The organism is Phreatobacter sp. GW821-FHT04C01 (assembly GCF_059420385.1).
Genome location: NZ_JBWKTP010000001.1, coordinates 1,337,025 through 1,348,550 on the forward strand (window position 1 = coordinate 1,337,025; position 11,526 = coordinate 1,348,550).

Consider the following 11,526-nt stretch of genomic DNA (forward strand, 5'->3'; position numbering starts at 1 on the left):
AAGAGAGGGGGCTTATCATGAGCGACAGTGGCCAGAAGTTCATTCGCCGCAACCGCAAGCCGCGCGTGCACATCACCTACGAGGATCCCTACAATTCCGAGAAGCTGGTCGAGCTGCCCTTCATCATGGGGGTGCTGGCCGATCTCTCGGGCAATGCGTCGACGGTCGAGAAGCCGGAGGTGGCGCAGCGCAAATTCCTCGACATCGACATGGACAATTTCGACAAGCGCATGGCGGCGATCAAGCCGGGCCTGACGTTTCGCGTCGCCAACAAGCTCGGCGACGAGAGCGAGAAGCTCGGCGTCACGCTCGAATTCAAGACCATGGACGACTTCAAGCCGACGGCCGTCGCACGCCAGGTGCCGGCGGTGGCGAAGCTGCTCGAAGCCCGCGAGCAGCTGAAGAATCTGCAGCGCTACATGGACGGCAAGGTCGGCGCGGAAAACCGGCTGAAGGAGCTGCTCAACGATCCCGCGCTGATGGCCGCGCTGCGCGACCGCGCCGCCATCGCGGGCCCTGCCGGCGATCAGGAATGAGCCGGTCGCCAGCCCGCAGCGAATGCACCGATTTGAAGGGGTTAGACCATGGCCAATGACCATCAGAAAGTCGCAACCGAACCGGGGGCCGCGACACGCGACGTCGACGAGTTCGCCTCGCTCCTGAAGCAGAGCTTCAAACCGCGCAACGAGCGCGCCGCCAGCGAGGTCGAGAGCGCGGTGGCCACCCTGGTCCGCGAGGCGCTCGCCGACCAGTCGCTGGTCAAGACCGACGTGCTCGACACGATCGACGAGATGATCGCGCGGCTCGACGAGAAGCTCTCGGCCCAGGTGAACGAGATCATCCATGCACCGGAGTTCCAGAAACTCGAAAGCTCCTGGCGCGGGCTGAACTATCTGGTCTTCAACTCCGAGACCGACGCCACGCTGAAGATCAAGTTCATGAATGTCGGCAAGACCGAGCTGAACAACAATCTGAGGAGCTATCCGGGCGCGCGCTGGGATCAGAGCCCGTTGTTCAAGCAGGTCTACGAGCAGGAATTCGGTCAGCTCGGCGGCGAGCCTTTCGGCGCCATGGTGACCGATTATCAGTTCTCGCACGAGGCGGTCGACATCCAGCTCCTGCGCAGCCTGACCAAGATCGCGGCGAGCGCCCATTGCCCGCTGTTCTCGGCCGCCCACCCGACGCTGATGGGCATGGACAGCTGGACCCAGCTGTCGGATCCGCGCGACCTGTCGACGATCTTCGAGACGCCCGACTATGCCGCCTGGAAGAGCCTGCGCGATTCCGACGATGCCCGCTATCTCGGCCTGTGCCTGCCGCGCGTGCTGTCGCGATTGCCCTATGGCGCCAAGTCCGACCCGGTCGAGGAGTTCGGCTTCGAGGAAGAGACCGACGGCCATGACGGCAACAAATATGCCTGGATGAGCGCGGCCTATGCGATGGCCACCAATGTCAACCGGGCCTACAAGGAATGGGGCTGGTGCACGCGCATCCGCGGCGTGGAATCAGGCGGCGAGGTGATCAACCTGCCGGTTCATACCTTCCCGACCGACGACGGCGGCATCGACCTGAAATGCCCGACCGAAATCGCCATTACCGACCGGCGCGAGGCCGAGCTCGCCAAGTCCGGGCTGATCCCGCTGATCCATCGGAAGAACTCCGACAAGGCCGCCTTCATCGGGGCGCAGTCGGTCTATCGGCCGAAGAAGCGGATGACCGACGAGGCCACCGCTTCCGATAACCTGTCGTCGCGCTTGCCTTACATGTTCGCGGTGTCGCGTTTCGCCCATTACCTGAAATGCATGGTGCGCGACAAGATCGGCTCGACCAAGGAGAAGACGCAGCTCCAGCGCTGGCTGAACGACTGGATCAACCTCTACGTCGACGGCGACCCGACCAACTCCTCGGAAGAGACCAAGGCACGCCGGCCGCTGGCCGGTGCCTCGGTCGAGATCATCGAGAACGAGGAGAACCCAGGCTACTACTACGCCAAGTTCATGCTGCGCCCGCACTATCAGCTGGAGGGCATGGATATCGGCCTGAGCCTCGTGTCGCGCCTGCCGGCCAAAGCAAGCTGAAATTCATCCGGGAATTGGGCGCGTCGCCCGTTGCGACGTGCCTCAGCGCACAGCCGGCATGGGGCCGGCCCGCTATAGATGACACGTCCACACAAGGAGGCTTTCATGGCCGTAGACATGCTTCTCGAGCTTGATGGTGTGAAGGGTGAATCCGCGATCAAGACCAATGCGATCGACATCGAATCCTGGTCGTTCGGCATGAGCCAGACGGCGACGGCGCACACCGCGACCGGCGCCGGCGCGGGCAAGGCGAATGTCCAGGACATTCACGTGATGAAGAAACTCGACTTTGCGTCGCCGACCTTGATGAAGTTCTCGCTTCAGGCCCACCACATTCCCAGCGGCAAGATCATTTGCCGGAAGTCGGGCGGCCCCAAGGTGGTCGACTATCTCGTCATCGAAATGAAGAACATCGTCGTGGCCTCGTCCCAGGTGACTGGATCGAACGGCAACGACCTCGTCAGCGAAAGCCTGGCGCTCAACTTCGCCACCTTCAAGGTCATCTACAAGACCCAGAAGGCGGACCAGTCGGAAGGGCCGCCGAACGAAGTCGCCTGGGATATCGCGGCGAACAAGACCAACTGACCGGCGCGCGGCGACCACGAGCACAAATCGACGGGCCGCGGGCCGCAAGGCTCGCGGCTCGGTCGGCTCAGGTCCCGGGCGGCGGTCGCAGGCATCGGCGCAGGCAGGATGGCAGGGCCTGCCCGCGCATGCGGTTCGTCCTGGCGTTCCGCAACACAGGCATCAAGGGGGCTGTCATGGGACATTCGGCACGCAAGGACAGGCTCTCGCCGCCCTTGATGCATGCCTTCCGCAGCGCCCATGCCGAGCGCGTCTTCGCCGCCAGGACCGTCCCCGCCGCGGCCGAAGAACCGGGCGAGCAGCCGGGCCGCGCCGCCCGCCGGATCTCGCTGAGACCGCCGATCACCGAAGCGGCGCTGCGCCAGGAGGTGGCGCGCGATCTCGCCGACCTGGTCAACACCGTCAACCTGGAATCGGCCGTCGATCTCGACGGCTTCGACGCGGTTCGCCGCTCGATCCTGAATTTCGGCCTGCGCGAGGTCACCTCGCGCTTCGCCGACCAGGCGGCCGACGGCCGGCTGGCGCGCGACGTCGAGGAGGCCATTCGCAACTACGAGCCGCGCCTCGTCGCCGGCAGCCTACGGATCAATCAGGTGGTGCGGGTCGACGAACCCTCGCTCAGCGTCCGCCTCGAGATCAGCGGCGACCTGTCCTGCGAACCGGTCGACGTTCCCGTGGTGTTCATCGCCGATGTCGATGTCGACAACCGCAAGGTCAGTGTCAGCCGGGCGGCCGTGTCATGAACCGTGAATTCCTCGATCTCTATAACCGGGAACTGCTGCTGCTCTACGAGCAGGCCAGGGAGTTCTCCGAGGAATATCCCGATATCGCGCAGCGGCTCGGCGGCCTGGTCGCCGAACGGACCGACCCGATGGTGGCGGGCCTCCTCGAGGGCTCGGCCTTCCTGGCGGCGCGCGTGCAGCTGAAGATGAAGCACGAGTTTCCGGAGTTCACCGGCAATCTGCTCGAACAATTGCTGCCCAACGCGCTCGCGCCGATACCCTCGGCCGCGCTCGTCCAGATGCGTCCGCGCTTCGGCGATCCGGCGCTGCGCGAGGGGCGCCTGATCGAGGCGGGCGAAGCGATGGACGCCGTCCAGGTCGAGCGCGAACGCCAGGTCGCCTGCCGCTTCCGCCTGTCGCAGGCGACGACGCTCTGGCCGTTCGAGATCGTCCGGGCGCAGTATTTCGGCGCGCCGGCGCCGCTGCAGTCGATGGGGGTTCCGATCGATCGCAGCGTCGCGGCCGGCCTCGTCCTGTCGCTGCGCCACCGCACCGTCGCGGATGCCGCCGAGGAGCCGGAGGACGCCGCGGCCCTCGCCGAACCGCTGGCCTTGTTCGCCGGCTGCCGGATCGACCGCCTGCCGTTCCACATTCTGGGTGCGGAAGCCGACGCCATCGGGCTCTACGAACAGCTCTTCGCGCGGCGGCTGTCCGTCCATTTCCGTTTTCTCGATACGCTCGGCGATCCGGTCGTATTGCCGGCACGGGATGTCGGGCTCAGGCAGATCGGCTTCGGCGACGACGAGCAGCTGTTTCCCGACGACGCCAGGGCGTTCCGCGGCTTCGAACTGCTGCGGGAGTTTTTCGTTCTCGCCCGGAAATTCATTGGCTTCGAGCTTACGGGCTTAGGCTCGATCATGCCGAAGCTGCGGGCCAAGACCGTCGACGTGATCATCGCCTTCGACGAGGTCAATCCGCGGCTTGCCGCCTTCGTCAAGCCGGAGGTCTTCGCCCTCTACGCGGCGCCGGCGATCAATCTGTTCGAGAAGACCACCGACCGCCTGCCGGTCAAGACCGGGCTGCACGAATATAACGTGGTTCCCGATCGCGGGCGGCCGCTGGACTATGAGCCGCACCGGATCATTTCGGTTCATGCGCACCGGCTCGGCGGACGGGAGAAGCTCGCCGTGCCGCCGCTCTACGGCGCATCGCTCGACGGCGCCCCGGCGGCCGATCGTCTCGCCTATGCGGTGCGGCGATTGCCGCGCCGGCGCACCGCGGCCGAGCGGCGCTACGGCACGGCCTCCGACTATGTCGGCACCGACATGTATCTGGCGATCACCTCGCCGCTCGGCACCAGCGACGAGGACCGCTTCGTCGAGCTCTCGGTGCGTGCTTTGTGTTCCAACCGGCATTTGCCGGAATTGCTGCCGGTCGGTACCGGCGGCGGCGATTTCCGCCTGCTCAACGATACCGAGCTGGAGGTCGGCTGCATCGCCGGTCCGACCCGGCCGCGCGAGCCGGTGGTGTCGCAGCGGCGCGGCCGCACCGAGACCTGGTCGACCGGCGCGACGGTCTGGCGCCTGCTCAACCTGCTGAGCCTCAACCATCTCGGCCTGGTCCAGGACAAGGCCGGCGGTGACGCGCGCATGCTCAAGGAGACGCTGTTCATCTTCGCCGACATTGCCGACGGCACCGCCGAGCGGCGGATCTGGGGCATCCGCTCGGTGGCGAGCCGCCCGGTCGTGCGCCGCGTGCAGCGGCGCGACGGGGCGAGCGTGGCGCGCGGGCTGGAGATTACCGTGACCTTCGACGAGAAGGCCTTCGAAGGCTCCGGGATCTTCCTCATCGGCGCGGTGCTCGACCGCTTCTTCGCCGAATACAGCCATCTCAACCAGTTCACCCAGACGGTGATCCGCAGCAGCGAGCGCGGCGAGGTGATGCGCTGGCCGCCACGGCTGGGCTTGAGGAGGCAGCTGTGAAACTGCCTGGCGGACTGACCGAAACGCCCGAGATGTTCGATTTCTTCGCGGTCATGCGCATGCTCGAGGCCGCGCACCCCGACCGGCCGCGCATCGGCGACAGCGCCACTTTGCGCAGCGAATATGTCAGCCTCGGCCAGGATCCGTTCCTGACCTTTCCGGCCTCCAATCTCAGCAAGGCCGAACTGACGCCGGCCGGACGCCTGCGCCTGGCGGTGCGCTTCCTCGGCCAGCTCGGCCCGCAGGGCGCCCTGCCGCTCGCCGTCACCGACGAAGCCAATGGCTATGTGCTGCGCGGCGACGATACCTTCGTCCGTTTCATCGACCTTCTCAACAACCGCTTCCTGCAGCTGTTCTACCGGGCCTGGGCCGATGTCCGGCCGATCGCCCAGGCCGACCGGCCGCTGGAAGACCGGTTCAAGGTTTATCTCGGTTCGTCGATCGGCCTCGGCACGCCGAACACGGTCGGTCTCGGCTCGGTTCCAGATGCCTTGAAACTGCATTTCGCCGGCCTGATGAGCGCGCAGGCCAAGAGTGCCTCGCGTCTGAGGTCGCTGATCTCGGGGGTGTTCGGCATTCGCTGCGAGATCGAGGAATTCGTCGGCAGCTGGCAGACGCTGGAGCCCGCCGACCGCAGCCGTCTCGGCGGCGGCAATGCCGGGCTCGGCACCACCTTGATGCTCGGCTCGCGGACCTACAGCATTTCCGACAAGTTCCGCATTCGCCTGTTCACCGCGACGCTCGCCGAATACGAGACCTATCTGCCGGGCAAGCCGCGCGCCGACCATCTCGACGACCTCGTCAGCTTCTATCTCGGCGAAGAGCTGGAATGGGATGTCGAGCTCGCCATTCCCTCCGGCCAGGTCGCGCCGGTCACCCTTGGCCGGACTGGACGGCTGGGCTGGACCTCCTGGATGGCGCCCAATTGGGCGGTGGCCGAGGGGACCTTGCGCACCGACGCCCGTTTCGACGTGCACGAGAGAGCCAAGAGGCAAGGCCGCGCTGCCAGCGCATGATCGCCGACCGCATGTTCAACCGGACGAACGAGGACAAAGCCGATGGCCGATATCAGTCTGGAAACCGTTGCCGGCAAGCTCAACCGCGTCGGCTACGACGCCTTCATCCAGGCGCTGCGGCAGGCCAAGACCGCCGGCAACCGCAATCTCGAGCTGGCGCACTGGATCTATCAGGTGATGCAGGCCGAACGGACCGATCTTGGCCTGACGCTCGATCATTTCAAGCTCGATCGCGGCAAGCTCGCGGCCGACGCGCTCACCGCCATCAACGGCTTTCGCAAAAACGAGAGCGAGATGCCGGGCGTCGCCAATGCCATGGTCGACCTGCTGGATCGCGGCTGGCATTACGCGACGCTGTTCTTCGGCGAGGTGCAGATCCGCACCGGCCATGCACTGCTGGCCGCGCTCAAGTCGATGGATCTGCGACGTGCCCTGGTGGCGATCTCGCCGGAGTTCCAGAAGATCAACGCCGAGACGCTGGCCGCCGAACACCGCGCCATCTGGAGCGGATCGGTCGAGGACAGCATGCGCCCGATGGACGGTGCCGGCGCGACCCTGCCGGATCCTGCGAGCGGGCAGAAGGGCACCACCGCCCTCGACCGTTTCAGCCAGGACCTGACGGCGCGCGCCAGGAGCGGCGGCATGGATCCGGTGCTCGGCCGGGACGCCGAAATCCGCCAGCTGATCGACGTTCTGCTGCGCCGCCGGCAGAACAATCCGATCCTCACCGGCGAGGCCGGCGTCGGCAAGACGGCGGTGGTCGAGGGGCTGGCGCAGCGGATCGTCGCCGATGAGGTGCCGCCCTTGCTGCGCGGCGTCAGGCTCTGCGCGCTCGATGTCGGGCTGATGCAGGCCGGTGCCTCGATGAAGGGCGAGTTCGAGCAGCGGCTGCGTTCGGTGATCGACGAGGTGCAATCCTCGCCGACGCCGATCATCCTGTTCATCGACGAGGCCCATACCTTGATCGGCGCCGGCGGTTCGGCCGGCACGGGCGATGCCGCCAATCTGCTGAAGCCGCCGCTCGCCCGCGGCACGCTGCGCACCATCGCCGCCACCACCTGGTCGGAATACCGGCAATATATCGAGAAGGACCCGGCGCTGACCCGGCGCTTCCAGCCGATCGCCATCGAGGAGCCGGATGCCGCGCGCTGCTGCGACATGCTGCGCGGCATTCTCGGACCCATGGAGAAGCACCACGGCGTGCGCATCTCGGACGCGGCGGTGGTGGCGGCGGTGACCTTGTCGCAGCGCTACATCCCGGCGCGCCAGCTGCCCGACAAGGCGGTGAGCCTGATCGACACCGCCTGCGCCCGGGTGGCGGTGAGCCAGACCACCACGCCGGCGGCGATCGAGAGCACGCGCGCCGCGATCGCGGCGCGCGAGAAGGAGAAGGCCGCATTGCAGAACGACGCCGACCTCGGATCGGACACCACCGCGCGCATCGCCGAGATCGATGAAGAGATGGCGTCGCTGACCACCCGGCTCGGCGCGACCGAAGCCGGCTATGCCGCCGAAAAGGCCCTGGTCGACGAGATCCTGGCGCTCCGGGCGAGCCTTGCGGCCTCACCGCCGCCCGATGACGGCGCGGAGCGGCGCACGCAGCTGCAGGCGCGCAGCGTGGCCCTGGACGAGCTGCCGGCGGACGGCCGGATGATCTATCCGCATGTCGACGAGGACGCGGTCGCGGCCGTCGTCTCGGCCTGGACCGGCATTCCGGTCGGCCGCATGGTCAAGGACGAGATCGAGGCCGTGCTGACGCTCGCCGACGTGCTCAACCGCCGGGTGGTCGGCCAGTCCCACGGCCTCGCCATGATCGCCAAAAGGATCGAGACCAACCGCGCCAAGCTCGACAATCCGAACAAGCCGATCGGTGTCTTCATGCTCTGCGGCCCGTCGGGCGTCGGCAAGACCGAGACCGCGCTGGCGCTCGCCGAAGCGCTCTACGGCGGCGAGCAGAACATCATCACCATCAATATGAGCGAATTCCAGGAGGCCCATACCGTCTCGACCCTGAAGGGCGCGCCTCCCGGCTATGTCGGCTACGACCAGGGCGGCAGGCTGACCGAAGCGGTGCGCCGCAAGCCCTATTCGGTGGTGCTGCTGGACGAGGTCGAGAAGGCCCATCCGGATGTCCACGAGATCTTCTTCCAGGTCTTCGACAAGGGCGTGATGGAGGACGGCAGCGGCCGGCGCATCGATTTCAAGAACACGCTGATCATCCTGACATCCAATGTCGGCACCGACCGGCTGATGCATCTTGCCGCCAAGGACGAATACAAGGCCGACACCGAGAAACTCGCCGCCGCGCTGAAACCCGATCTGCTCGAGGTGTTTCCACCCGCGCTGCTCGGCCGCATCGTCACCATCCCCTACCTGCCGCTGTCAGCGGACATGCTGGCCGGCATCGTGCGCCTGCAGCTCGATCGTGTCGGCCGGCGCATCAGGGACAATCATGGCGCCGCCTTCACCTATGACGATGCGGTGGTCGAGACGATCGTCGGACTGTGCAACGACCCGGCCAGCGGCGGGCGGATGATCGACAACGTGCTGACCAACACGGTGCTGCCGGAACTGTCGCGGCGGATCCTCAACCAGCAGATCGAAAAGAAGGAATGGACCGTCGCGAGCATGGCGCTGGCCGACGGAAACTTCGTCTTCGACGTGCATTGACGCGTGTTTCGCGGCTCGCCGGCGCGGCCACCCCGGGCGCGCCGAAGACCGCCTGCTTGCCTCGCCATCCTGCAAACCGCGCCCATCGGAGATTTGTCATGACGCATTTCGTCAAATGGTCCGGGCCGAACTATCACAACGGTGCGCCGCGCATTTCCAAGACGATCCAGACCATCGATTTCAACCAGGCCTTCAAGTTCGGTGTCTGGGGGTTGCCCGATGGCCTGGAGGTCGGGCCGAACGATCCGTCATTCGGCGTGACGACGCGGGCCGAGGCGGTGGTCGACCGGGACAACGACATCACCTGGTTCGACATTACGCCACGACGGTCGGGCAATGTCCTGGTCGATATCCGCGATTCCGGCGGCGCGTCCTGGGACATGTTCCAGCTGGCGGTGCGGCCGCAAAAGAGCGCGCAGCGGCCAACGCTCAGGGGCATAGACTACGACGTCACCCTGGACACCAAGGGGATGTCGAAGAGCTGGAACGCCAGCCTGAAGGTCACCTTGCGTATCCATTTCAAGCAGATCAACCCCAAGGCCAATCCTTTCGTCACCGATACGTCCGGCTTCAAGTGGTATACGCAGGCCTGGACGGCGAAGGAGTGGAATGCCTTCATCGTCGAGTTCATCGCCCAGGCGAAGCGCAGCCTGAACGAGAAATTCTGGCTGAAGGCGCCCTCGGGGATCAGCGAGCTTTCCACCGCCGACGACGCCAGCGGTGCGACCTTCATTTCGAACCTGCACTGCCAGTTCGACATCGTGCCGGTCTGGGACCCGAAAGGCGCACATCAGTCGGTCGAGTTCACCAAGATCCCCAAGACCCCGCCGGGAACGCTTCCGATGCTGCCGGCCGACTCGACCCACATGAACAACATGGTGATATACAAGATCCCGTCGTCATCGCTGGTCGTGGGCGTGCCCGGCGAGCAGCATCGGGTGCCCCATGAGGTGCGGCACCTGCTCGGGCTGCACCATGTCTTCGAGGGCATGGCGGTCGACGCCAATGCGCAGGCCACGGCCAATCCGAATTATTGCCGGCTCGATTCGGCTAACAATCCGCATCCGGGCTGCATGTTGTCGATGGGGGTCGGCGACGGCATCTCGATCCTCGATGCCAAGCCCTGGCAGAAGGCGGCGGTGAAATGGTTCAAGGCGCTGGGCAAGGGTTACAATTTCGCCGACTACGACTTTCCGCCGTCGATGACGCGCGTGGTGCCCTACCAGAAATGACCGGCCGGGCCGGCTCCGGTCGCCGGTGAGGACGGACGATCCCCGTCCGGGTGCCTGCAACGGTATCCGGACGGGGTTCAGATCAGCGCATGAATGAACACCAGGGCCGGGGATCGGCCGTCGCCGGTCTTCTTGGCCAGGCTGCGCTGGGTGCGCTTGATGGCGTTATAGGCCCCCTGGTTGCCGTCCATGGTGGTCAGCGCATCGCCGTCGACGGTGTCGACCAGGCAAACATGTTTCCAGTCGGTCGCGTGGCCGGCCCGCAGCAGCACGATGTCGCCGCGTTCGAGAGTGTTGCCGTCCCAGCCGATTTCTCGATAGTCCTGCTTGCCCTTGCCATCCATCGGGCTCTCGCCGGCATATCGCAGCAATTGGCCCGCCGATTCCGGCTTCATCGCCCAATGGATCGCCTTCTGCGGCGAAAACAGCACATTGTTGTTGGGGCCGAAGGGGTTGGCGGTCTTCTTGACCGCCGCCGCGCGGGCCCAGCACCAATAGGCGAAGGCGCCGCACCAGTTGTATTTCTTGTCGATGTCATAGACGCCGAAACCGTCGCCCTGCTTGGCGATGGCGCTGTACATCTGGTCCTCGGCGATGCGGATGACCGCGTCGCGCAGCGGCATCTTCTCGAGTTCCTGGACGAGCGAGGGGGTGATCTCGGCGGTCTTCACGCCGGCATGGCACCAGTTCTGGTTCATGACCACCTGGATGCCGACCGGCTGAGCCCAGTCGCGGCCGTCGAGCTTGGCGCGCAGGGTGGTGCTGGTGCCGGGATTGTTGGCGGCGGTGATCACGATCTTGCGGATCTGCTGGCCTTTTTCCCATGCGCTCAGGCCGCCGGCGCCGTGCGCCGACTTGTCGTCGCCGCTGCCGATCTTGAGCCTGGCCACGCTGTCGTCGTCGACGGAGACGTCGAGATCGGCGCCGGCGACCAGGTAGAGGGTCGCCTGCTTGCCGACGGGCAGCACCTGCACGCTGTGATCGGGATCGAAGCCGACCTGATCCCAGCCGATCTTGCGGAAATGCGCCATGCCAGTCCCCACCTGATGTCCTGCCCCGAAGTGCTCGCTCCGGCGGCTGCCTGTTGGTCTGGAACCGTGAGCATCCCAGAAACGGCGGATCGATGCCAGATCCGCGGCCATTGGCCTGTGCGCCGGCGCACGGCCGGATGCGCGGCAGGCCTCACGGACAAGGGCGATTGACGGAGGGGCAGGTTGATCGAAGCCGCGATTGCTCCTATT

9 protein-coding genes are annotated in these 11,526 nt (G+C 65.8%); 8 read left to right on the forward strand and 1 reads right to left on the reverse strand.

Annotated elements, in window-relative coordinates:
- Positions 1-17: 17 nt before the first annotated feature.
- The 8 genes from tssB (at position 18) to AC07WJ_RS06270 (ending at position 10,285) form a co-directional block, all read left to right on the forward strand.
- On the forward strand, positions 18-536 hold the full coding sequence (gene tssB / locus AC07WJ_RS06235) for a type VI secretion system contractile sheath small subunit (protein ID WP_494933640.1): 519 nt from the start codon (positions 18-20) through the stop codon (positions 534-536).
- 48 nt (positions 537-584) lie between these two features.
- Complete coding sequence (gene tssC, locus AC07WJ_RS06240) at positions 585-2,078, forward strand: type VI secretion system contractile sheath large subunit (RefSeq protein WP_494933641.1); 1,494 nt, start codon at positions 585-587, stop codon at positions 2,076-2,078.
- A gap of 105 nt (positions 2,079-2,183) precedes the next feature.
- Positions 2,184-2,663, forward strand: coding sequence for an Hcp family type VI secretion system effector (locus tag AC07WJ_RS06245; protein ID WP_494933642.1), 480 nt, complete (start codon positions 2,184-2,186; stop codon positions 2,661-2,663).
- A gap of 176 nt (positions 2,664-2,839) precedes the next feature.
- Positions 2,840-3,406 (forward strand): type VI secretion system baseplate subunit TssE, encoded by a 567-nt coding sequence (tssE, locus tag AC07WJ_RS06250; protein WP_494933643.1) that lies wholly within the window; start codon positions 2,840-2,842, stop codon positions 3,404-3,406.
- Positions 3,403-5,367, forward strand: coding sequence for a type VI secretion system baseplate subunit TssF (tssF, locus tag AC07WJ_RS06255; protein ID WP_494933644.1), 1,965 nt, complete (start codon positions 3,403-3,405; stop codon positions 5,365-5,367). The genes tssE and tssF overlap by 4 nt, the downstream gene beginning before the upstream one ends.
- Positions 5,364-6,383 (forward strand): type VI secretion system baseplate subunit TssG, encoded by a 1,020-nt coding sequence (tssG, locus tag AC07WJ_RS06260; protein ID WP_494933645.1) that lies wholly within the window; start codon positions 5,364-5,366, stop codon positions 6,381-6,383. Before tssF ends, tssG begins: the two co-directional genes overlap by 4 nt.
- Positions 6,384-6,425: 42 nt before the next feature.
- A complete protein-coding gene (tssH, locus tag AC07WJ_RS06265; protein ID WP_494933646.1) occupies positions 6,426-9,053 on the forward strand; it encodes a type VI secretion system ATPase TssH in 2,628 nt (875 codons plus the stop codon).
- A 98-nt stretch (positions 9,054-9,151) separates the two neighbouring features.
- Entirely contained in the window at positions 9,152-10,285 is a 1,134-nt protein-coding gene (locus AC07WJ_RS06270; RefSeq protein WP_494933647.1) for a hypothetical protein, read from the forward strand.
- A gap of 77 nt (positions 10,286-10,362) precedes the next feature.
- Here AC07WJ_RS06270 and AC07WJ_RS06275 read toward each other — a convergent pair whose 3' ends face one another.
- Positions 10,363-11,316, reverse strand: coding sequence for a hypothetical protein (locus tag AC07WJ_RS06275; protein WP_494933648.1), 954 nt, complete (start codon positions 11,314-11,316; stop codon positions 10,363-10,365).
- Positions 11,317-11,526: the final 210 nt, after the last annotated feature.

What these genes read in the sequence shown, in the direction of transcription:
- AC07WJ_RS06245 (WP_494933642.1), top strand. Translation starts at nt 2,184, where the DNA reads ATGGCCGTAGACATGCTTCTCGAGCTTGATGGTGTGAAGGGTGAATCC.
- tssB (WP_494933640.1), top strand. Translation starts at nt 18, where the DNA reads ATGAGCGACAGTGGCCAGAAGTTCATTCGCCGCAACCGCAAGCCGCGC.
- tssE (WP_494933643.1), top strand. Translation starts at nt 2,840, where the DNA reads ATGGGACATTCGGCACGCAAGGACAGGCTCTCGCCGCCCTTGATGCAT.
- tssH (WP_494933646.1), top strand. Translation starts at nt 6,426, where the DNA reads ATGGCCGATATCAGTCTGGAAACCGTTGCCGGCAAGCTCAACCGCGTC.
- AC07WJ_RS06270 (WP_494933647.1), top strand. Translation starts at nt 9,152, where the DNA reads ATGACGCATTTCGTCAAATGGTCCGGGCCGAACTATCACAACGGTGCG.
- AC07WJ_RS06275 (WP_494933648.1), bottom strand. Translation starts at nt 11,316, where the DNA reads ATGGCGCATTTCCGCAAGATCGGCTGGGATCAGGTCGGCTTCGATCCC.
- tssC (WP_494933641.1), top strand. Translation starts at nt 585, where the DNA reads ATGGCCAATGACCATCAGAAAGTCGCAACCGAACCGGGGGCCGCGACA.
- tssF (WP_494933644.1), top strand. Translation starts at nt 3,403, where the DNA reads ATGAACCGTGAATTCCTCGATCTCTATAACCGGGAACTGCTGCTGCTC.